18 protein-coding genes, 1 tRNA gene and 1 pseudogene are annotated in these 22,220 nt (G+C 68.4%); 13 read left to right on the forward strand and 7 right to left on the reverse strand.

All coding sequences use genetic code 11. From position 1 onward, the window contains the following. Positions 1–92: 92 nt before the first annotated feature. Together Y958_RS15390 and Y958_RS15395 are read right to left on the reverse strand one after the other, a co-directional pair. Positions 93–671 carry a cytochrome b/b6 domain-containing protein gene (locus tag Y958_RS15390; protein ID WP_088872926.1) on the reverse strand — a complete coding sequence of 193 codons (579 nt, stop codon included), beginning with the start codon at positions 669–671 and terminating at the stop codon, positions 93–95. Continuing rightward, the gene (locus Y958_RS15395) at positions 671–982 is read right to left on the reverse strand and encodes a PepSY domain-containing protein (protein ID WP_088872927.1); all 312 of its coding nucleotides are present in this window, start codon (positions 980–982) and stop codon (positions 671–673) included. The genes Y958_RS15390 and Y958_RS15395 overlap by 1 nt, the downstream gene beginning before the upstream one ends. A 107-nt stretch (positions 983–1,089) precedes the next feature. Between Y958_RS15395 and Y958_RS15400 the strand changes: the two genes are divergently transcribed. The 7 genes from Y958_RS15400 (at position 1,090) to Y958_RS15430 (ending at position 10,388) form a co-directional block, all read left to right on the forward strand. Beyond that, entirely contained in the window at positions 1,090–1,422 is a 333-nt protein-coding gene (locus Y958_RS15400; RefSeq protein ID WP_186291419.1) for a PepSY domain-containing protein, read from the forward strand. Beyond that, the gene (locus Y958_RS15405) at positions 1,419–2,081 is read left to right on the forward strand and encodes a response regulator (RefSeq protein ID WP_088872929.1); all 663 of its coding nucleotides are present in this window, start codon (positions 1,419–1,421) and stop codon (positions 2,079–2,081) included. Before Y958_RS15400 ends, Y958_RS15405 begins: the two co-directional genes overlap by 4 nt. Next, entirely contained in the window at positions 2,078–3,436 is a 1,359-nt protein-coding gene (locus Y958_RS15410; protein WP_145727583.1) for a sensor histidine kinase, read from the forward strand. Before Y958_RS15405 ends, Y958_RS15410 begins: the two co-directional genes overlap by 4 nt. A 129-nt stretch (positions 3,437–3,565) precedes the next feature. After that, positions 3,566–4,507: a glutaminase gene (locus tag Y958_RS15415; RefSeq protein ID WP_244909532.1), complete on the forward strand. Its 942-nt coding sequence runs from the start codon at positions 3,566–3,568 to the stop codon at positions 4,505–4,507. Positions 4,508–4,690: 183 nt separating this feature from the next. After that, a complete protein-coding gene (locus Y958_RS15420) occupies positions 4,691–5,959 on the forward strand; it encodes an NHLP bacteriocin system secretion protein (protein WP_088872932.1) in 1,269 nt (422 codons plus the stop codon). 38 nt (positions 5,960–5,997) lie between these two features. Then, positions 5,998–8,160 carry an NHLP family bacteriocin export ABC transporter peptidase/permease/ATPase subunit gene (locus Y958_RS15425; protein WP_088874016.1) on the forward strand — a complete coding sequence of 721 codons (2,163 nt, stop codon included), beginning with the start codon at positions 5,998–6,000 and terminating at the stop codon, positions 8,158–8,160. 2 nt (positions 8,161–8,162) lie between these two features. Next, on the forward strand, positions 8,163–10,388 hold the full coding sequence (locus Y958_RS15430) for an NHLP bacteriocin export ABC transporter permease/ATPase subunit (RefSeq protein ID WP_088872933.1): 2,226 nt from the start codon (positions 8,163–8,165) through the stop codon (positions 10,386–10,388). On the opposite strand, the gene Y958_RS15435 is transcribed toward Y958_RS15430, so the two are convergent. Next, the gene (locus tag Y958_RS15435) at positions 10,367–13,237 is read right to left on the reverse strand and encodes a type 2 lanthipeptide synthetase LanM family protein (protein WP_186291420.1); all 2,871 of its coding nucleotides are present in this window, start codon (positions 13,235–13,237) and stop codon (positions 10,367–10,369) included. The genes Y958_RS15430 and Y958_RS15435 overlap by 22 nt on opposite strands. Positions 13,238–13,272: 35 nt before the next feature. Beyond that, positions 13,273–13,569 carry a Nif11-like leader peptide family natural product precursor gene (locus tag Y958_RS15440; RefSeq protein WP_088872935.1) on the reverse strand — a complete coding sequence of 99 codons (297 nt, stop codon included), beginning with the start codon at positions 13,567–13,569 and terminating at the stop codon, positions 13,273–13,275. Between the two features lie 435 nt (positions 13,570–14,004). Here Y958_RS15440 and Y958_RS15445 point away from each other — a divergent pair. From Y958_RS15445 to Y958_RS31455, 6 genes and pseudogenes are all read left to right on the forward strand, one after another. After that, positions 14,005–14,080, forward strand: a tRNA-Glu gene (locus Y958_RS15445). 93 nt (positions 14,081–14,173) lie between these two features. Continuing rightward, positions 14,174–14,317 carry a DUF6538 domain-containing protein gene (locus tag Y958_RS33025; protein ID WP_425600683.1) on the forward strand — a complete coding sequence of 48 codons (144 nt, stop codon included), beginning with the start codon at positions 14,174–14,176 and terminating at the stop codon, positions 14,315–14,317. Positions 14,318–14,667: 350 nt separating this feature from the next. Then, positions 14,668–15,573 carry an NADP-dependent oxidoreductase gene (locus tag Y958_RS15450; protein ID WP_088872936.1) on the forward strand — a complete coding sequence of 302 codons (906 nt, stop codon included), beginning with the start codon at positions 14,668–14,670 and terminating at the stop codon, positions 15,571–15,573. A 310-nt stretch (positions 15,574–15,883) separates the two neighbouring features. Continuing rightward, positions 15,884–18,019, forward strand: coding sequence for a TonB-dependent siderophore receptor (locus tag Y958_RS15455; protein ID WP_186291421.1), 2,136 nt, complete (start codon positions 15,884–15,886; stop codon positions 18,017–18,019). Positions 18,020–18,026: 7 nt separating this feature from the next. Continuing rightward, on the forward strand, positions 18,027–19,208 hold the full coding sequence (locus tag Y958_RS15460; RefSeq protein ID WP_211098666.1) for a PepSY-associated TM helix domain-containing protein: 1,182 nt from the start codon (positions 18,027–18,029) through the stop codon (positions 19,206–19,208). A 347-nt stretch (positions 19,209–19,555) separates the two neighbouring features. Beyond that, positions 19,556–19,685 (forward strand): annotated as a pseudogene (locus tag Y958_RS31455) (IS3 family transposase); the annotation flags it as partial. A 107-nt stretch (positions 19,686–19,792) separates the two neighbouring features. Here Y958_RS31455 and Y958_RS15470 read toward each other — a convergent pair. From Y958_RS15470 to Y958_RS15480, 3 genes are read right to left on the reverse strand one after another with little or no spacing between them, the layout of a single operon-like run. After that, complete coding sequence (locus Y958_RS15470) at positions 19,793–21,169, reverse strand: aldehyde dehydrogenase family protein (RefSeq protein WP_088872940.1); 1,377 nt, start codon at positions 21,167–21,169, stop codon at positions 19,793–19,795. 24 nt (positions 21,170–21,193) lie between these two features. After that, positions 21,194–21,493, reverse strand: coding sequence for a putative quinol monooxygenase (locus Y958_RS15475; protein WP_081486943.1), 300 nt, complete (start codon positions 21,491–21,493; stop codon positions 21,194–21,196). Between the two features lie 30 nt (positions 21,494–21,523). Next, positions 21,524–22,207 carry a type 1 glutamine amidotransferase domain-containing protein gene (locus tag Y958_RS15480; RefSeq protein WP_088872941.1) on the reverse strand — a complete coding sequence of 228 codons (684 nt, stop codon included), beginning with the start codon at positions 22,205–22,207 and terminating at the stop codon, positions 21,524–21,526. Between the last annotated feature and the right edge of the window lie 13 nt (positions 22,208–22,220).

Raw genomic sequence — 22,220 nt, forward strand, 5'->3', positions numbered from 1 at the left:
ATCCCAATGGCATCAAATGGTTACCGTGCTGATCGGCGCCAAAACCCCATCTGGTTCACCTAAGGCAGGGGTTTCACGCAGGCCGTGGGGCCTCAGGCCCGCTTGCGCCCCGTGACCATGGCGCGGACCAGGTTTTCCCGGTGCAACATGCTGGACAGGATCACGCCGCCGACATGTAGGACCACCAGGATAAGGGTTACCGTGGCCGCCGCACCGTGGATGTCCTCCATCGCATCCTCTCCCAGAACGCCGCCCCCCGTATCCAATACGATGCCGGTGGCCACGGTCAGGAGCAGGCTGGCCAGAAGCGCCACGATCATGGCGCCGCCCGCCGGGTTGTGGCCCACATACCGGCCCGCCCGCCCCTTCAACAAGGCTCCCATGTAGGAGAGGAAGCCGCCTGGGCTGGGCACGAACTCGGCGAACCGGGCGTGCGGGGTGCCGATGAGGCCCCACAGGGACCGCACCCCGACCGCCACCAGGATCACGAAGCCGGCAGCCTCATGCACGGGCATGACCTCTTCGGCCGACAGCCAGGCGACGACGAAGGAGGCGGCGATGGTCCAGTGCAAGAGGCGGATGACCGGATCCCACACCGTCACCGTGCCGGTGGACGCTTTGGGAGTAGCGGCGCCCGTGGGGGCGCCGTCGGAGGGGATGGGCGTGGTCATCAGTCCTCATCCTTTTCCGTTTTCAGGATATCGCCCGTGCGGGCGTCGACGGCCAGTTCGACGCGCTTGCCCTGCGGGTCGCGGGCCTCGACCTTGTAATTCTTGTCGCGGTGCCGCTTGATTTCGGTAATGTCGGAGTAGCCCTGGACGGCCAAGCGCTCGACCAACTGCGGGACGGTCAGGGCGCCTGCGTCCCCCGCTTTCCCCGGCTGAGCCTGGCTGGCGGGCGCGGTCTCGACAGCCAGCGCGTAGCCGCCGATGGCCAGGGAACCCGCCAGCAGCGCCGCCGCGGCGATTTTGCCATACATCATGGTGTCCTCCGTATTGGGATTGGATGGTGGCATCATCCTGGCGGGGTTCCGTTGAACGGGACCTGAACGGCGCGTTCAGGCTGCGTTCAGGAAAGGAACGGTCAACTATGCCGATGAGATGGACCGTTGCCCTTCTGCTGCCCCTGCTGGCCATGCCCGCCGCCCTGGCGGACGCGGACCAGGACCAGGACCAGGACCGCGCGCGCGCCGCCGTGGAACAGGGGCGCGCGTTGCCCCTGCGCACCATCCTGGACCGCGCGGCGGCCCGCTTCCCCGGCCAGCTTCTGGAAGCGGAATTGGAGGAGGAGCACGGCCGATTGGTCTATGAGATCAAACTGCTGATGGACGGCGGGCGTGTCGTGAAGCTGCATTACGACGCCCGAACGGGCGACCTCCTCGCGGTCAAGGAACGGGGGACGGAGAAGGACCGCAGGCCATGAGGATACTGCTCGCCGAGGATGATCCGGCGCTGCGCCGTCAGCTTGCAGAGGCGCTGGCGGATGCCGGCTACGCCGTCGACATGGCCCCTGACGGCGAGGAGGCCGCCTTCCTCGGGGAGAGTGAGCCCTATGACGCCGTGGTGCTGGATCTGGGATTGCCGGTGCGCGACGGCCTGTCCGTCCTGCGCGCGTGGCGGGCGGCGGGCATCACGGTGCCAGTGCTGATCCTCACGGCCCGTGGAACCTGGCAGGAGAAGGTGGCGGGCATCGACGCCGGCGCCGACGACTACCTGGCCAAGCCGTTCCGGATGGAGGAACTGCTGGCCCGTGTGCGCGCCCTGATCCGCCGGGCCGGCGGGCTGGCGGCGGCGGAACTGCGCTGCGGCCCCGTGACGCTGGACACACGCACCGGCCGGGTGACGGTGGACGGCCGGCCCGTCGCACTGACGGCGCATGAGTTCAAGGTGTTGTCCTATCTCATGCACCACCCCGGCAAGGTCGTGTCCCGCACCGAATTGACCGAGCATGTCTACGCGCAGGATTTCGATCGCGACAGCAACACCATCGAGGTGTTCGTCGGCCGACTGCGCCGCAAGCTGGGCGGCGACCTCATCCGGACGGAACGGGGCCTGGGGTACCGCCTGGAGGCGGTGCGGTGATACCTTCTTCGCTGACGACCTCCTCACTGACCCGGCGCCTTTTGCTGCTGTCGGTCCTCTGGATCGCTCCGGCGCTGGTCATCACCGGCATCATCCTGACCGACCTGTTCCGCACCCATGCCGAGGCGGAGTTGAGCCGGCGCATGGCCCAGCACCTGGATGAGTTGGCGGCAGTGCTGGAAGTGACGCCGGACGGCGCGGTGGCGTTGGCCCGGGACCTGAGCGACCCCCGGTTCCGCCGCCCGCTGTCAGGGTTGTATTGGCGGGTCGATGGCCCTGGGAACCGGGTGCTGCGGTCGCGGTCGCTCTGGGACCAGGCCCTGGACCTACCGGCGGACACCCCCAAGGATGGTGAGGTTCATCGCCACAGCCTGACGGGACCGAACGGGGCCCCGCTGGTGGCATGGGAGCGCAGCCTGCGCCTGCCGGGAACGGCAACACCCGTGCGCGCGGCCGTGGTCGTCGACGCCAGCGACGTGCAGGCCGCGACGGCCGGCTTTTCCCGGGTGTTGGGCCTGTCGCTGGCGGTGCTGGCCGCCGGTCTGCTGGCGGCGGCGGCCATCCAGGTGCGCCTGGGGCTGGGACCGCTGCGGCGGATGCGGGCGGCCCTGGCCGATCTGCGCGCCGGACGGTCGAACCGCCTGGAGGGCGCCTTCCCTGGCGAGGTCCAGCCCGTGGTGGACGACCTCAATCTGCTGATGGAGGAGAACCGGACGATGGTGGAGCGGGCGCGGGCGCAGGCGGCTGATCTGGCGCATGCGCTGAAAACCCCGCTGGCCGTCATCGCCAATGCCGCCGCCGCGCCGGGCGGCATGGACCCGGCGGTGGTGGCGGCCGAGGCGGATCGCATGCAGGGTCAGATCGAACGGCACCTGGCCCGGGCGCGGGCCGCGCCGGCACTGCTTCATTCCTCAGGCGGAACGGTTGTCCTGCCGGTGCTGCGGCAGATCGCCCGCACCGTGGCTCACCTGCATGCCGAGCGCGGGGTCGATATCCGGACCGACGGCGATGCGCAGGCGCGGGTTCGGGCCGACCCGGTGGACCTGCAGGAAATGGCCGGCAATCTCATCGACAACGCCGCCAAATGGTGCACAGCGGTGGTCCGGGTGACGGCCACGGCGGCCAGCGGCGGGGTTGTCATCACCGTCCAGGATGATGGGCCCGGCATTCCGGCGGACAGGCGGTCGGACGTTCTGGCCCGGGGCGCCCGCCTGGACGAGGCGGTGCCGGGTACCGGCCTGGGCCTGACGATAACGGAGGAGTTGGCGCGCCTTCATGGCGGAAGCCTCAGCCTGGACACCTCGCCGACCGGTGGGCTCAGCGTCTCGCTCCATCTGCCACAGGCGGCCCGCTAATGCCCAAATGGCCCGGTTGACCCCATGGGACCGGCCCGGTGGCGGCGTGACGCTGCGGGGCGCGGCTGCTACCCTGCCCAACCGCCGGGGCATCGGCCCCTTTCCCGCCCGTCTGATATGGCTGCGCCCGTGACTCTCCAAGGCATCATCCAGGACATCGTCGACGAGATGCGGGCCGCACCCGATCGTGGCAAGGTCGCGACCTACATCCCCAGCTTGGCCAAGGTCGACCCCGCCAGGTTCGGCATGGCGGTCTATACCGTCGATGGGGAATGCCATGCCGGCGGGGATGATGAGGTCGGCTTTTCCATCCAGTCGATATCCAAGGTCTTTTCCCTGACGCTGGCCCTGGGCAAGGCGGGGGACCAGCTGTGGGAGCGGGTGGGGCGCGAGCCCTCCGGCACGGCGTTCAATTCCATCGTCCAGCTTGAGGCGGAGCGAGGCATTCCGCGGAACCCCTTCATCAATGCCGGCGCCATCGTCGTGACGGACGTGAATCTGGCGGGGCATCCGCCCCGTGAGGCCATCGGCGAACTGGTCCAGCTCGTCCGCTATCTGGCGGAGGATGAATCCATCGCCATCAATGAGGAGGTCGCCCGGTCGGAAGAGCGTACGGGCGAACGCAACCGGGCCCTGGCCCATTTCATGAAATCCTATGGCGTGCTGCGGCATGCGCCCGACCTGGTGTTGGGCACCTATTTTCACGCCTGCGCCATCGAGATGACCTGCCGCCAGCTTGCCGCCGCCGGGCGCTATCTGATGCTGGATGGCCGCCATCCGGGGGGCGGCCGCACCATTTCATCCATACGGGCCCGCCGCATCCTGTCCCTGATGCTGACCTGTGGCCATTACGACGCCAGCGGCGACATCGCGTTCCGCGTCGGGATCCCGGCCAAGTCCGGCGTCGGCGGCGGCATATTGGCCATCGTTCCCGGCCGGGCCTCCATCGCCGTCTGGTCCCCCGGCCTGAACGCCAACGGCAACTCCCAGCTGGGCAGCCTCGCCCTGGAGCGCCTGGCCGAGGCCACGGGGTGGAGCCTGTTTAATCCAGGCCGCCTGTCAGATCGATGACGCGGCGTGGTGCCGGTCTGGACGGAAGAGTCGCGACCGCGCCGGGGGTTGCAATCGCATTTTGCGAAGGCGGTCGTTGGTCTCATGCCGTTGGCATTACTTCCGGTCATCCTCGCGCACCTTGCCTTTTCGGATGAACTTCCGCACCAATGACGTTTGTTTCTCGTCATAGCGGTCGCCTTTATGAGTTCCTCCGCCCCCGCCTTCCGGCCTGCGAACCCGGACCAGCTCGACCGCATGGTGCGGGTGTCGTTCCCGCTGGGCTGGCTGGTGTTCGGCATCTTCCTGGCGGCCGTGCTGGGCGGACTGGCCTGGTCCCTGGTCGCCACCGCGCCGGTCAAGGTGGCGGGCAACGGTGTGCTGCAGGGCAGCGGCGGCGTGGCCCTGGTGACGGCGCCCAGCAGTGCCGCCATCACGGCGCTGAAGGTCGGTGTCGGCGGCGCCGTTCATGAGGGGGAGATCGTCGCCGTGCTGGCGGACCCCGTGCTGAACGCCCGGCTGGAGACGGTCCAGGCCCGCTTGGCCCGGCTGGAGGCGGAGGAGGGGCGGCTGAAGGACTTCCAGGCCCGCGCCCGGGCGGCCCGCACCCGCGATGACGAGCAGCGGCGCCAGGGGTGGGAGCAGGCCTTGCAGCAGGCCCGCCAGCGGGAGGCGGCGCTGGGCCAGGTGTTGGCCAGCCAGCATGAGCTGATGGGTCGCGGTTATGCCACGCGTGAGCGCATCCTGATGACGGAGAACGACCGCGCCCAGGCCCAGCGCGACATCACCGCCGCCCTGAACGCGCTGAACACCCTGGGCGTGGAGGCGGACGAGCGCGCCATCGAGGATGAGCGCGAGATGCTGGAACTGGAGAGCAAGATCGGCCAGGGTCGGCAGGATCTGGCCGAGGCTATGGCCGAACGCGCGGCGCGGACCGAAGTTCGCGCCCCCGTCACCGGCCGGGTGATTGAGCTGTCGGCCGCCGCCGGCGACCGGGTGGCCGCGGGTTCGGCCCTGATGCGCCTGGTACCGGAAGGTCGGGTGGTGGCGGGCGACGGGCTGGTGGGTATCCTCTACGTCGCCCCGGCCGATGGTAAGAAGATACGCCCCGGCATGGCGGTGCAGATCATTCCTTCCACCGTGAAGGTGGAGCGTGACGGCTTCATCCATGGCGAGGTCATCCGCGTGTCCGAGACGGCGGCGACGCGGGAGGCGGTGCAGCAGACGCTGAAGAACGACGCCTTCGTCACCAGTCTGATGGCCAACGGTCCGCCGTTCGAGGTGCGGGTGGCCCTGCGGCGCGATCCGGCGACCGTCAGCGGTTTCGCCTGGTCATCATCCCGGGGCGCCGCGCGGCCGGTGGAAAGCGGTACCGTCATCAAGGGCGGGGTGGTGGTGGAGCGCACGCGCATCATCGCCCTGGCCTTCCCCGCCATCGAACCGGTGCTGGACGCCCTGGGGCTTGAGCCGTGACGGCAGCGGCGGCGGTGTCCGGCGCGGTCCGGAAGGCGATGGCGGCACGTCCACGCCCCGTTCCAACGGTTTTCCAGATGGAGGCGGCGGAGTGCGGCGCCGCCTGTCTTGCCATGGTGCTGGCCCACCACGGCAAATGGGTGCCCCTGCCGGAGTTGCGTGAGGCCTGCGGCGTTTCCCGCGACGGCAGCCGCGCCTCCAACATCGTGCGGGCGGCTCGGGCCTATGGGCTGGAGGCCAAGGGCTTCCGCTGTGAGCCGCACCATTTGGCCGACATCGCCATGCCCTGCATCGTCTTCGTCGACCTCAGCCATTATGTGGTGCTGGAGGGCATGACGGGCGGCAGGGTGCAGCTGAACGACCCCGCTGCCGGCCGCCGCGTCCTGACAGCGGCGGAGTTCGACGCGCTGTTTTCCGGCATCGTGCTGACCTTCCAGACGGGGGCGGATTTCCGCCGGTCCGGCGACGTGCCCAGCGCCTGGCGCGACATCGCGGCCCTGGTGGCGGGAACACATGGGCCCCTGGCGCTGGCGATGCTGGCGGGCGTCGCCCTGATCCTGCCTGGGCTGGTGGTGCCGGCGGCGACGCAGGTCTTCGTCGACTATTACCTGGTGCAGGGCCAGGCGGACTGGGGCGTGCCCCTGTTGGGGGTGTTGCTGGCCACGGCGGTGGTGCAGTGGGGACTGACGGGCCTGCAGAACAGCCTGCTGGTGCGCCTGCACACCCGCATCGCCATCCTGGCGGCCGGCCGCATGGTCTGGCGTATGCTGCGCCTGCCCGTGCGCTTCTTCGGCCAGCGCCACGCCGGCGCCCTGGCCGGCCGGGTGGACCTGGCCCGTCCCCTGGGCCTGCAGGCGGCGGAACAGCCGGTGAAGGCGGCGCTGGCCCTGGCGTCCAGCGTCTTCTTCACCCTGGCCATGCTGCTCTACAGCCCCATCCTGACCCTGGTCACCCTGCTGGCCGCGGCCATTCCCATCGCTGCCTTGGCGCTGACGCAACGCCGGCTGGAGGAGCGGGTCCGCAAGGCCGGTATGGCGGCCATCAAGGTGCATGGCCGGGCCGTCCAGGGCATCGGCATGGTGGAAACCCTGAAGGCCAGCGGTACCGACGACGTGTTCTTCGGCCAGTGGGCCGGCCTGCTGGCCGCCCTGGTGCGCGACCGTCAGGCGGCCGGCCGTATCGAGGCGCTGCTGGGCGCCGTGCCCGACGGTGTCATGCTGCTGAACCGGGGCCTGGTGCTGGCCCTGTCCGCCGGCTTCGTCATCGCGGGCAGCATGACGGTGGGCGAACTGGCCGCCTTCCAGACCCTGATCACCGCCTTCGCCGCCGCCTTGTCCACCCTGATGCGTCAGGTCACCAGCCTGAAGCAGGTGCGCAGCCCGCTGGACCAGTTGGCCGACGTCGCCACCACGCCCCTGGCCTGGGAATTCGCGGGCGACCGGCCGGACGCGCCGGCGGCACCCACCGTCCGCGATGGTGCCAAGCTGAGCGGCGCCCTGGCCGTCCGCGACCTCACCTTCGGCTACACCCCTCAGGGCGAAGCGGTGGTGAAGGGCGTGGACCTGGACATCGCCCCCGGCGCCCGCGTGGCCCTGGTGGGTGCGTCGGGCAGCGGCAAGTCCACCGTCGGCCGCCTGGTGGCCGGCCTGTTCGACCCCCTGGGCGGCGACATCCTGTTGGACGGCCATCCCCTGCGCGCCGTGCCGCGCGACCGGCTGCGCGCGTCGCTGGCCATGGTGGACCAGGATATCCTGCTGTTCGAGGGCACGGTGCGCGACAACCTGACCCTGTGGGACGAGGCCGTGCCCGAAGCCCGGATCATCCGCGCGGCCAAGGACGCCATGATCCACGACGACATCGTCGCCCGTGTCGGCGGCTACGGTGGCCGGGTGGAGGAGGCTGGCCGCAACTGGAGCGGCGGCCAGCGCCAGCGGCTGGAGATCGCCCGCGCCCTGGTGATGGAGCCCAGCTTGCTGATCCTGGACGAGGCCACCAGCGCCCTGGACCCGACCATTGAACAAGCGTTGATGGACAATGTCCGCCGTCGCGGCTGCGCCTGCCTGATCATCGCCCACCGCCTCAGCGCCATTCGCGACTGTGACGAGATCATCGTCCTGAAGGATGGCCGGGTGCTGGAACGCGGCGGCCATGAGGCGCTGATGGCGGCGGGCGGCGCCTATCGCCAGTTGGTGGAGTCGTGAGCATGGACGACACCGACCGGCTGGAGGGGGAGGAGCGGGCGGCCCGTGACCGCCATGCCGGCCTGCTGGCCCTGCAGGCGCTGAGCGGGGTATTGGGGGGCAGGGTATTGGGACCGGACCGCGGCGCCACTCACGCGTCCCTCTTGGCCCCCCTGTCGGAACAGCCCCTGGTGTTGGCCTTCGCGCATCTGGGCGCGCTGCTGGGCTTCGACGTGCGCCTGCCGCCCCGCCAGCAGGAGGGGGCGCCGATGCCGGCGCTGGAGGCGGTGGCCCGGGCCAGCCGCGTGCGCCTTAGGGGCGTCCACCTGGATCCCGGCTGGTGGCGGCAGGACAGCGGCGCCTTCTTGCTCCTGCGGCCGGCGCCGCTGTCGCCCCTGGCGCTCAGCCCCGGCAGGCAGGGTCGCTATACTGTTTATGATCCCGACACACGCGTGGCGCGGCCGCTGCCGGCGGCCGAGGCGGCGGCGCTGGCCGGCCAGGCCTACGCCCTGTACCCGCCGCTGCCGGACCAGGCCCTGACGCCGGGTAGCCTGGCCAAGGGGTTGCTGCGCGCCCGGATGGGCGATCTCGCCACCCTGGCCGGCGGCACCCTGCTGGCCGGCGTGTTCACCATGGGTGTGCCGCTGGCCATGGGCTACCTGCTGGAAGGCGCCATCCCCGACAGCAATCTGGGCCGGGTGGTGCAGGTGGCCGTCGCCCTGGCCTTGCTGGCGGTCATGACCCTGCTGCTGCGCCTGGCCACGCAGCTGACCATGCTGCGCATTGAGGGGCTGGAGGGCAGCCGGGTGCAGGCGGCGGTGATGGACCGCCTGCTGCGCCTGCCCACCGGCTTCTTCCGGGGCTACTCCACCGGTGACATGGCAACCCGGGTCATGGCCGTGGCCCGCCTGGAAAAGGCGCTGACCGCCTCCACCATCAATGCTGTGATGACGGGGATGGTGGCCTTGGTCTCCTACGCCGTCATGCTGGGCTATTCCTGGCGCCTGGGCCTGGTGGCTATCGCGCTGACCCTGATGTTGGCCGTCGTGACCGTGGTGCTGGGGCTGCTGCGCGTCCGGCACGAGGCGGCGGCCATCCGGGGGGACGCCCGCATGTCCGGCCTGACGCTGGAACTGGCCAGCGGCATCGCCAAATTGCGCCTGGCGGCGGCGGAGGACCGGGCCTTCCTGCGCTGGGCGCGCCTGTACGCCGAGGCCAGCCGCGCCCAGTTCGGCGCCGACCGGGCGGCCGGCCTGCTGGACACGGTGGGCGTGGGCTACCAGGCCTTCGCCACGGCGGCGCTGCTGGCGGTCTGCGTCATGGGCGGCTGGACCGACACCGTCGCCCTGGGCCTGCTGGCCGCCTTCGTCACCGCCTTCACCGCCGCCCTGGAAGGCCTGCGCGGCCTGGCGGCGGCTGCCGTGGAAATGGTGGGCCTGGCGCCCATCGTGCAGCACGCCCGCCCCATCCTCCAGGCCCTGCCGGAGGCGGCGGATAAGGCCGACCCGGGCACGCTGACCGGCGCCATCGAGCTGTCGCGCGTCACCTTCCAGTATCAGCCGGACACTCCCCGCATCCTGGACGCCCTGTCGGTCAGCGTCCGGCCTGGGGAGTTCGTGGCCTTCGTCGGCCCGTCCGGTACGGGCAAGTCGACGCTGTTCCGCCTGCTGCTGGGTTTCGAGCGGCCGGACGCCGGCCTGGTGCTCTATGATGGCGTCGACCTGGCGGGTCTGGATTTGCGGGCCGTGCGCCGACAGTGCGGCGTGGTCCTGCAGCACGGCCGCCTGATGCCCGGCACCTTGATGGACAATGTGCTGGGTGCCGCCACCCATCTGGGGCAGGAGGCCGCCTGGGACGCGCTGGCCCAGGTGGCACTGGCCGACGACGTGCGGCGCATGCCGATGGGCCTTCACACCCTGATCACCGACGGCGGCGCCGGCCTGTCGGGCGGGCAGGTCCAGCGCCTGCTGCTGGCCCGTGCCCTGGTGGCCCGGCCACGGATCATGATGCTGGATGAGGCGACCAGCGCGCTGGACAACCATACCCAGGCGGCAGTGACCGCCAGCCTGGACAAGATCGCCGGCACCCGCCTGGTCATCGCCCACCGCCTCAGCACAGTGCGGCGGGCCGACCGCATCATCGTGCTGAACCAGGGCCGGGTGGAGGAAGAGGGCGCCTTCGATACCCTCATGGCCCGCGACGGCTTCTTCGCCGCCTTCGCCCGGCGTCAACTGACGCGAGACACCTGACGGGGCAGCAGCACGTCGCAGGCGAAGTCCGGCGCCAGGCGTCGGACCAGCAGGTGTCCCAGGCCGGCATGGCCCCGGAACAGGGCGGCATCGTCGGGTGCGCCCGCCACGTCCGCCACCATCAGTCGGCCCCGTCCGGCCGCCCAGTCGGCCAGCCGGGTGTTCAGGGCGGTGTCGATTTCATCCTCCACGCCCGGCAACCGGGTGGTCAGCGTGGCCAGGATCTCCAGCCGTCCGGCCTCGCCACAGCACAGGTCGTCCACCTGGTCCAGGGGGGACGCTCGCAAGGTTGCCAGTGCGGTGTGCAGGTCGGCGGCCAGCCGGCCGTCCTTGTCCCCCAGCATATCCATCAAGAGCGTGCGGGCCAGGGCGATGCCGGGCGCGCCATGGCACCATGTGGACGAGCCCTGCTGGCGGCCTGTCTGCCAATCGCCGGCGGCCGGATTGAACAGCGCGTTCTCGTAGGCCACGGCCTCCCATGCCGCGGCGTGGCACCGGGCATCGCCGGTGGCCGCATGGATGTGGGCCAAGGCGGTGGCGATGCCGGCGGCGCCGTGGGACAGGCCGGCCAATCCCGCCCGCCGCCGGCCGGGCCAGTGCCGGCCACCCACGCGATCGGTTTGGGAGGCGGCCAGCAGTGCCGTTCCGCAGGCGGCCATGGCCTGGGCAACGACCGGCCCGGTATCCAGGACGGCCAAACCCCAGGCCAGGCCGGCGGCGCCGTCCATCACATCGGACGCATCGCCCACCGGGCCATTCTCGATCGCCAGCGCCAGGGGCGTCTCGACCGCCAGCGCCAGGGCGTCATGGGCCAGGGCCGGGTCGGCCAGCAGACGGGCGCACCAGGCCAAGCCGGCGATCATCCCCCCCAGGCCGCGCCCATAGCCGGGCCCGAAGCGGCGGGCCAGGCGCGGTGCCTCCCCCCGATGGATGGCGGCCCGCAAGGGCTGCTGCGCCTGCCGCGCCAGGTCCAGCAGGCGCTCGTCGTCCAAGGCGCGCCCGGCCTCCGCCAGGAAGACAGCGATGCCACCGGCGCCGTAGCACAGGCCCGGCCCCGCCGGGGCAATCAGGGCCGGCATCTGCTCCCACAGCCGCACCCAGCGCAGCGTTCCCGGCTCCTGAGCCACGGCCAGGTCGGCCACCCGGTCGGCCAGCGCGCGCAGGGTGGTGCGGAAGTCGAGGCCTGGGACGGCTTCCGCTACGACGCCCACGTTCTGAGGAAGCAGGGTGGGGGGACGCCGGGCGGGAGGACGCAAGGCGGCGCGCAGCAGGGTCGTTGTTCGGTTGATCGTTACATCATCCAGTGCGGCGAGCGCCGCCGTCACCTGGTCGTACGGGGGGATGGCGAATACCGGGCCCAGGGGGCTGGTGGCCGTGCCGGCGGCTTCAACGCTCCAGGCCTCGCGGCCATCGGGACGGAAGGTGAAGGCCGGGATGTCCAGACGGTCCAGGGCCCGCGCTTCCGCCGCCAGCGCCCGCCGCCAGGCGGCCGGATCGCCCAGCAGTGGCGCGCGGCCGGCGGCCCGCGCCACCTGGCGCGTGAAGGCGGCCTCATCCTTGGCCCCCTCGCCGATCAGCGCGGGTGCCAGGACCAGCCCATAGAGGTTGGTGGCGGCCAGCAGCAGGCGGCAGCGGACATTACGGAACCGGGCCAGCGAACCCTCCGGCGCCATCAGCGCCGTCTTGTGCGCCACCAGGGTGCGCAGGGTGGCCTGGAAGCCGTCCAGGACGGCCGTGCTGAAATTCCGTACGTCCAGGGGGACGCTGCCCAGACTGGGGCCGGGGGCGAAGCTGGGCACCGGCTGTTCGCCCAGGTGCAGCCAATCCGTGCCGGCGTGACGCACCACGGTTTGCGGCCGGGGCGCCAGGGGGCCGGAGCCAGCGGCGGCCAGGGGCGCCAGCGTCACCCCTCCGTCGAAGGAGGTGTAGACCGGCAGGATGCCGTTGGCGAACAGGTGCGGGTCGTCCAGGGGATCGGCCACACCCAGATCCGCCGGGCTGGGCTGGAACAGGCATTCCAGGTCGACGACGACGGGAAAGAGGCCCGCCGGGATCAAGTTGTCGGGATGGATGTCGCTGCCGCGCAGCAGGAACATCAGGGCCAGAAGGCCGCCGCACCGTTCCATATAGGCGTGCGCCCCGGCCGCATCGGGCAGGGGGACAGGGTCCACCCATTCCATCCACCCATGGTCGCCGCCGTCCATCACCCACGGGACGCGGTGGGCCGGGGCGGTGCCGGCGGCGTTCAGCCAGTCCAGCAGGTGCCCGAACGCCGCCTCCGCCGCCAGGGCGCGGGGCTTGTAGGCGATGCGCGTGCCGTCGGCCAAGGTGACGCGAATGACCGTGCAGCCGCCGCCATGGGGGTCGGACAGGCCAGGGGTGAGGTCGGCCACCGCCGGTACGGCGCCCCGCCACGCGGGATATCGGACGGCCAGGGCGGGGGCGTCCTGGTGGAAATGGCGGGCGAAGGCCGTGATGGCGTCCACCCAATCGGTGCACATCCGGTCCAGGCGGTGGCGCAGCACGGGCCAGTCGGCCAGCCGCGCAGCGGCTTGCGGTCCTTGGGCGGCCTCGGCGAAGGCGCGATAACGGTCGCGGGGCACCCAGGCCGGCGGCTCATCATAAAGGCGGGCGATGGCAGGCACTGCTTCCGCCGCCTGGAACGCCGCCGTCAGGGCCGGGCCGGCGATCTCGCCCAGGCGGGCAGCCAGCGCCCGTGTCGCGCCCCGCCTGGCCGGCAGCGGCAACACGCCGCCGCCGGCCAGGGACCGGTCAAGACACTCCGCCGCCCGGTCGACCAGCGGCGCCAGGATGTCCAGGAACGGGATGTCCAGGAACGGGGTGTCCACGGGCGACGCCGTCACCGCGGGCGACTTGCCCGGCCTTACTTGGTGAAAATGCAGTAGCAGCCTTTGGTGTATACGCAGTAGGGGGACCCGCCGCCGGAAACATGATCCAGCGCATCGTCGTCCAGCGGTTCCATCTGCGTGGGCGCGCTGCCGGCCCGGGCGGCGAAGACGCCCTCGATTTCGTCGGCGGTCAGCTGGATGCCGCGCGTGGCCGCGAAGTCCGCCAGCGCCTTGGCCGCCGCTTTCACATCACCCCCGCCGGCTATGCCCTTCAGTATTTCCGTGTCCGAGGCGATCAGGGCCTTCAGTTTTTCCAGTTCCGACTGCGACATGACATCATCCCCCACCAGTGTCCGGATCCCGGATACACGGTAAAGAGCGTGGCATCAATACGCTGGTAAGTTGCTATCGCTTTAGTGCGGGATGGCGGAGTGGATTTTCAAAGGCCACCTAGCCGCCAGAGGTTGACGGCCGGCAAAGCCATAGGTCCCGTCTTCAAGGACCCCCTGGGCGCGGAAGGCGTGGAGAGTCCAAGCCTTGCAGGGCGGCGTCAGAAAGATGTCGGACATCTGCGAAACCCAGTTGCACCAAGCCGATCCCATGTGCCATATGTTCACCCCGCTTGCGGCGCCCTGATTTTTTCAAGGGGTGGCGTATTTTCCGCAAGCGAATACAGTATCTTGTATCCCCCTGCGGTGAAGTCTGCCGTAGGAAGGCCATCCCCCGGGTGGCCGCACATAGGATGGATTACCCTCCATCCGCCTCATGTCCCCTTCGTCTAGAGGCCTAGGACACCGCCCTTTCACGGCGGCGACACGGGTTCGAATCCCGTAGGGGACGCCATCTGGCGCATAAGCCATTGTATTTGCTGGAAAAGCAGCCAGACCTCGAAATCGATGTGGCACACGGTTGTGGCACACTCGATCGAGGCCTGCTTTGCCCCGAATCCCCTACACGACACAGCGGCGCCAAGCCTACCTTCTGAAGGTCCGCGTGCCCTCGGATTTGGTGCCGATTCTGCGGCGGCAGCACGTCGTCCAGTCCCTCGGTGTAAATCGGCGCGGTCAAGTGCTCCGCTGATTTCAATAAAATCAGGCGGTTGCCGTGCTGATCGGCGTCCAAGCTGCGTGCATTCAGAAGGTCGGCACATTGGATAGCCCGGCCGCAGCGCAGTCCGGTGCGTTTCGGACTGCCAGGGGGAAATAGCTACCGCCGGCGACAACATTGCTTAGTCCAGCCACCTGATCTAGGCTGACCACGTCGCGAAAAACGACCGCCCGAGGGCATCCTCCCCTCCGATCGGTTGCGCACACGTCGGGCTTGCTTTTGGCAAGGCTCGGCCAGCGTCTCACAAACAGTCGCCAATAGCCCTCGGGCTGGCGATGTCTTGTCGGCATCGACCGATGCCAGGAGATAGCGAGAGCGCGGTGATGAAGGCAATCGAGTTCAACGAGTATGGCGGCCCCGACGTGCTTCATATCGTCGATGTCGAGGCGCCACGTCCTGGCCCTCGCGAAGTGCGGATCAGGGTTCGCGCCGCCGGGATAAATCCATCGGACTGGAAGCGCCGCGAAGGCCAGTATCGCGCGTTCGAGGACGTGCAGTTTCCGGCCGGTCTGGGCGTAGAAGGCGCCGGCATTGTCGACGCGGTCGGATTCGCCGTGACCGGCGTCGCGATCGGTGACCCGGTGTTCGGGTTCGGCGAACGCGTGATGGCCGAGCAGGCCGTGCTGACTCATTGGGCCAAGAAGCCCGATGATCTGTCCTTCGAAGTCGCCGCCGGTCTGCCTGTCGTGTCAGACACCGCCACGCGCGCGTTGGATCAGGTTGGCGTGGAAGAGGGGCAGACACTGCTGGTCAGCGGGGCCTCTGGAGGTGTGGGAACGGCGATCGTCCAACTCGCCCGTCTGCGTGGCGTCACGGTGATCGGCACCGCGAGTGCAACCAAGCACGATTATCTGCGCGGGCTAGGTGTCGTTCCGACCACCTATGGCGAAGGGCTGGAGCAGCGCGTGCGCGAACTGGTGCCGGGCGGCGTCGATGCGGCGATCGACATTGCCGGCTCCGGGATCATACCTGACCTGATCCGGATCGTCGGCGATCCTGCGCACGTCCTCTCGGTCGCCGACTTCTCGGCCGAGGAATACGGCGCCAAATTCTCGCGCGGGCCGCCGGTCGATCCGGCACGCCTGTTGGCCGCGATGGCCGCGCTGTGTTCGGCCGGTTCTTTCAAACTGCACATCGATCGAACCTTCCCGCTGGAGCAGGCGAAGCAGGCGCAGGAGGTCAGCCAGTCGGGCCAGGTCACCGGCAAGCTGGTGGTTTGTATCGACTAAAGCCGCCAGCGCTCGGTCACTTGCCGTCATCTACGCAATCGTAACGCTCGATGCCGCCGGGGTCGGGCCCGTGTTCTGATCACGTCGCTGGTTCCGTCGGCCGCGAGGGCGATGAGGCCGTGCGCCACCGCTAAGGCGGCTTTCGGACCAGCTTCAGGCTCGGACCGGTTTCAAATGCTCAAGCCACGCCCGCGCGTAACCGGGGGCGCGGCTTGGTCTTGTCTGGGCCATCCACCCTTGTTATGAGAATGACTCTCGTTATCGATATTAAAGTTCTCTGACTTGAAAATTGGCGAAAACAATGGGGCAGATGGGAAACCGGACGCTGCTGGGCGGTATCGGCCTGGTCGCATTGACCTGTGGGATGGGGGCAGGAACCGGGGCCTGGGCCGCTGAGGCGGAGAGGGCCGGCGCGGAGAGGGCCGGCGACGACAACACCATCGTCATCACCGGGCAGCGCATTGTGGATATGACGGCAGCCAAGACCGATACGCCGCTGCTCATCACGCCGCAGGCCATTTCCGTCATCGAACGCCAGCAGATCGATGTCCAAAACGTCCAAACGGTGACGCAGGCATTGCGCTACATCCCCGGCGTCCTGAGTGAACTGGGCGGGTCCGACAATCGCATCGAGACCAACCAGTTCCTGATCCGCGGTTTCGCCGCCAACGAGTATCTGGATGGCTTGAGGCTGCAGGCGGGCACCTGGGCCACGCCGCAATTCGATCCCTACGCCCTGGACCGCATCGATGCCCTGAAGGGTCCCGCCTCCGTCCTGTACGGGCAGGCCTCGCCGGGCGGCTTGGTGGCGCTGACCAGCCGCCGGCCGTCCGCGACCGCCGGAGGCGAGGTCCTCTTCCAGACCGGCAGCTATGGCCGTGTGCAGGGGGCGGGCGATGTGACGGGGGCGCTGACGGACGATGGTGCCCTTTCCTATCGCCTGACCGGCCTGGTGCGCGACACCGAAACCCAGGTGGACCACACCAAGTATCGGAAGTGGTTTATCGCGCCGGCGCTCACCTGGCAGCCGGACGCCGACACCACCCTGACCCTGCTGACCAATTATCAGGAAGAGCCCGCCGCTGGCTTCTATAACCAGATTCCCAGCCGGGGCACCGCCCAACCCAACCGCTACGGCAGCATCCCCACCTCCTTCTATGGCGGGGAGCCGGACTTTGACCATATGGACCGCACGCAGAAGTCCGCTGGTTACGCGCTTTCCCACCACCTGGGGGGCACCTGGACCGTGCGTCAGAACCTGCGTTACATGCACATCGATACCGATTACCGGGCTGTGACGTTCGAAGCGTTGAACGCCGACGACCGCACCCTGGTCAGGTCACCTTACGTTACCAACGAGGCGCTGGACACCTTCGCCGTCGACACCCAGGTGCAAGGGGAAATAACCACCGGCGCCTTGAAGCACACCCTGCTGGTCGGCGTCGATTATCAGAATTCCCGCTGGGACCATGTCGCGGCGTACAGCTATGGCGCCGCGCCCACGCTGGATTGGATGAACCCTATCTACGGCAAGCCGGTGCCCACGCCCACCGTCATCCAGAACGGACTGCAGAGCCAAAGCCAGACGGGCGTCTACGCCCAGGACCAGATCGCGCTGGGCGGCCTCAACATCGTCCTGGGCGGGCGTGAGGACTGGTTCGACAGCGACGCGCGGAACCGCCTGGCCAACAACAGCACCAGCACCCTGTCCGATCGCACCTTCACCGGACGGGCCGGATTGGTCTACCTGTTCGACAATGGCGTCGCCCCCTACGTCAACTATGCCACCTCCTTCCAGCCCTCGACCGGGGTCACCTTCGACGGCAGGCAATTCCAACCCACGGAGGGAGAGCAGTTCGAGGCGGGCGTGAAGTACCAGCCGCTGAACTTCCCCGGCTTCGTCACCGCGGCCGTCTATCAACTGACCCAGACCAACGTGACCACAGCCGATCCGGTGCACGTCGGCTTCAGCAGCCAGGCCGGCGAGATCCGGGCCAAGGGCGTGGAGCTGGACGGCCACCTGACGCCCATCGATGGGCTGAACCTGCAGGCTTCCTACGCCTACATCGATGACGAGATCACCCAGTACACGGGCGCCCTGCGGGGCAAAACCCCGCCCGGCATCGCCAAGCATACGGCCACCGTTTGGGCGGACTATGCGCCGGCGGACGGCGCGCTGGCTGGCCTGACCATGGGCGGCGGCGTTCGTTATGTCGGGCCATCCTTCGGCAACTACGCCAACGCCTATCAGGTCGATGGCGTCACGCTGGTGGACGCGGTGCTGGGATATGACTTTGCCCACCTGTCGTCCGGCTTGGCCGGCTGGTCCGTGCAATTGAACGCCAGCAACCTGTTCGACCGCATCTATGTCGCCAGCTGCGGCAACCTGGGCTGCTATTACGGTATCCGACGCACCTTCATTTCCAACCTGCGATATGCCTGGTGAGGCGGCCATGACGGCGGAAGCGATCGGCGGCGGTAGCGCACGGGACATGACGGCGGCAACCTTGCGGCACTGGCGCTGGGTCCACAAATGGTCCAGCCTAGTGTGCACCCTCTTCCTGCTGGTGCTGTGTCTCAGCGGTCTACCACTCATCTTCGAGGATGAATTGGAAGACCTGTTGTCGCCACTGCCTCGTGCGGCGGTGACGGCGGCTGATCAGGACCTGAACCTGGACGCAGCCCTGGCCCAGGGATTGGAAAAGCATGCCGAGATGGTGCCCATGTCGCTGACTTGGCCGGCAGGGACGGAGCATCTGCTCTATCTTTGGACGGCACCGCGCCCTCAGGCTACCCCAGATGGCTTTCGCCTGACCGTTATAGATCTGCGCAACGGCGCCGTACTGGCTGAGCCGCCGATCAGGCATCGACCTACCGACGTCATCCGCACCCTGCATGCCGAGCTTTTCGCCGGCCTGCCCGGGTCGCTGCTTCTGTGCGCCATGGGCCTGCTTTTCCTGGCGGCCGTCGTGTCCGGTCTGGTGCTGTACGCCCCCTTCATGCGCCGCATGGCCTTCGGCACCATCCGGCGGGAGGCCGCCCGTCGAACGCAATGGCTGGATATCCACAACCTGGTGGGCATTGTCATCCTGGTGTGGACGGTAGTGGTCGGTGCGACGGGCGTGGCCAATACCCTGGCCCAGCCTCTGTTCCGCCTATGGCAGGTAGACCAGCTGGGCGCCATGATCCGTCCTTGGGCCGGAAAGCCCATACCGGACCGAGTGGTCAGCGTCGATGCGGCTGTGGCCGCTGCGCAGAAGGCGTTGCCGGCGGCTCGCCCGGAAAGCGTGGCCTATCCCTATTCCCGCTTCGGCAGCCCACACCATTACATCGTGTGGATGCGGGGCGACGCGCCGCTGACCTCCCGGTTGGAAACCCCGGTACTGGTGGATGCGGTCAGCGGCGACGTGACGGAGGTCCGTTCCTTGCCCTGGTACCTGCGGGCGCTGGAAATTTCGCGCCCCCTGCATTTCGGGGATTACGGTGGAATGCCCTTGAAGATCATCTGGGCCTTGCTGGATTTGGCCACCATCGCTGTGCTGGGCAGCGGCCTTTATCTGTGGCTGGCCAAGGGAACGCCGGCGCGGCGAAGCGGTGCCCAGCCGGCTGGCGCCAGGGTCAACCCCGCGGAGTGACAGGTATGGAAAGGATCCAAAGGACTTGGCGGTGGCCCGCGCTACTGGCGATTTTGACCCTTATCGGCCTGTTGTCCGCGCTGTTGGGCCAGGGGGGTATATGGTGGCTTTTATCCTGGACAAGCCTGGCCGCCCCCCTGGGCGTCATCATCTGGAAAGGGCGTGTCTTGTGGTTCACAGGACGGGCCCGTTGACGCTGGGCCGGCAAAGCCGATTATTCTCGGCACAGCGGCGCTTACGCCATTTTCAAGCATTACGCGCAGCGCCATCGTCGGGTCGGCGTCGTGGTCACCCTCAGTTGGGGTTGTGTTGTCGTGACTAAACTTTACCGAAGTGTGAATCGGTGCAACGCCGCGATGGAAAGCTTCTTCTCATCGCCCAAAAACCGAGCGGGTGGCCAGGGTGGTCTATCAGTCGGGGAACCAGGCCAGGGCCGACGCCTTCGACTATATCGAACGCTTCTATAATCCGACACGCATCGAGCTTATCCCGGTGTCATCCAATCCGGCAGCAGCCCAAAGCGAAACGTCAGCGAAGCCAGACCCTCGCGAACGCGGCACCGGCGGGGGCCACGGGCGGGCCCATCACGACCTGAAGACGATCATTTTCTCCGCCGTCATCTCCCGGACGGTATAGGGAATGCCACCGACGCCATAGCCGGATGTCCGTCGGCCGGCGAATGGCATCCAATCGGTGCGGAAGGCGGTGTGGTCATTGACCATGACCGCCGAGGCATCGAGACGCTCGGCCGCGTCGAGTGCAACGGCAAGGTCGCGCGTGAAGATGCTGCTCTGGAACGCGACCGGCAGCGCATTGGCCTCACGGATGGCATCATCAAGGTCATTGAAGCCAAACACGCAGGTGACAGGGCCGAACACCTCCTCCCGCGACACCTTCGCCTGTGCCGGCGGATCGACGAGAATCGCCGGTGCCAGCGTCGTGTCGCTCAGCCGCCCGCCGCCGATCAGGCGGGCGCCCCATGACACGGCTTCCTCGACCCAGCGGGCCACCCGCGCGGCCTCGGCCGGTTGAATCAGCGGGCCGACCTCGGTTTCGGCCAGCCGCGGGTCACCGACGCGCAGTCGCCCGACATGCCCGGCGAATCGTTCGACAAAGACGTCCTTGAGCGTTTCCTGCACGTAGATCCGCTGGACCGAAACGCAGACTTGGCCCGCATGGTAATAGCCGCCCTTGGCGAGCGGCTCGATGATCGCGTCGATATCGGCGGTGCGGTCGACGATCACCGGCGCCACGCCGCCATGCTCGAGCGCGCAACGCGTTCCAGGGGCCAGATTGGCGCGGAGCCGCCAGCCCACCGCGCCCGAACCGATGAAGCTCAGGAAGGCGACCCGTGGATCGCTGGCAAAGGCGCCCGACAGGTCACGGCTTTCGGGGAGCAGCGTCTGTACCCAACCTTCCGGCATGCCGGCCTCCAGGACCAGCCTGACCAGTTCGACACAGCAAAGCGGTGTCGCCGTCGCGGGCTTGACGATGATCGGACAGCCCGTGGCGATTGCCGGGGCGATCTGGTGCACGATGAGATTGAGGGGATGGTTGAAGGCCGAGATCGCGGCGACCACGCCGATCGGTTCCAGGATCGTCCAGGCGCGCCGCCCCTCGCTGGCCCGGGTCAGCCCCATCGGTATCTCCGTGCCACCGCGGGTGCGGAGCAGGTCGGCGGCGGCACGGATTCCATCAATGGCCCGATCGGTCTCGACCAGCGCGTCGGTGTACGGCTTGCCCCCTTCCCGTGCGATGAGCATGGCGAACATCTCCCGCTGTCCGGCGACCAGATCCGCGAGCCGATGCAGTACGGCCACGCGCTGATGCGCCTTCAGCCAACCGCCCCGATCTTCGAACCGCTTGCGGGCGATGGTCAGCTTGCGTTCCAGCGCCGCCGCATCGTCCGTCGGCAACTCGGCGATATGGTCGCGATCAAAGGCTTGAACGACCTGAAGCATGAGACCCTCCGAATTGGCTGTCCCTCAAGCAAGTGCCACCGCCTCCAGGACGAGAGCCGAGCGATCCGCCAGTGCCGGAACCCTTGTGAGATAGTCTTGGTAGTGGGGCGTCCGGCGATGCGCTTCGGCTGCGTCGGCATCGCGGTAAAGCTCGTCGAGGACGTAGCGTTCAGGCAGGGCGGTGTCTCGCCAGACATCCCAGCGCAGATTGCCTGGCTCAGCCCGGCAATGCGGCGCCATGCCGAGCAGAAGTGCCCGCAGCTCCTCCGCCTTGCCGGGACGGGCCGTCAGGCTGGCCGTGATTTTCACCGGTGATCGCGACATGGCGGCTCTCCCGTTTGACGTCGCCTCGCCTCACGCCGGAGCGGCGACGTCTCGGAGAGCGGCGAGCAGCTTCTTTCCAAGTTCGCCCGCCGAGGCGGGATTCTGGCCGGTGATGAGGCGTCCATCGACGACGACATGCGGTTGCCAATTCGCGGCGGAGGAATATTCGGCACCCTCGGCCCTCAGCGCATCCTCGAGTTCGTAGGGCACGTCCTCGCGCGCATAGTCATATTCTTCCTTCTTCGAGAAGGAGGTGAGCTTCTTGCCGTGCACGAACGGCGTGCCGTCCCCGAGGTCGACACCGAGCAGCGCGCAGGGCCCGTGGCAAACGGCGGTCACGAGCTTGCCGGTCGTCCAGGCGCGCACGATCGCCCGCTGGACGTCCGCATTGCGCTGAATGTCGACCATGGGCCCGAGGCCGCCGGGCACGAGAATGGCGTCGTAGTCGGCGGCATCCACCTCGGAAAGCCTACGGCTGCGATTCAGCCGCCGGAAGGCTTTGCTCTCGAAGAACGCCTTCTGGGCGGGGTCGTTGTCGTCATACGCGTCATAAGGCGTCCATCCGCCGGCGGGCGAGGCGAACTCCACCGCGATGCCGGCGGTGTCGAGCACGTCGAACGGATGGGCGATCTCCGCGAAAAAAAAGCCGGTCTTGCGGCTGTGGGGGCCGATTACAGCCGCGTTGGTGACGATGAACAGGACATGCTGGGTCACGGGTTTTCTCCCA

The sequence above is a fragment of the Nitrospirillum viridazoti CBAmc genome (assembly GCF_000730165.1).
In the GTDB taxonomy this organism is placed as follows: domain Bacteria; phylum Pseudomonadota; class Alphaproteobacteria; order Azospirillales; family Azospirillaceae; genus Nitrospirillum; species Nitrospirillum viridazoti.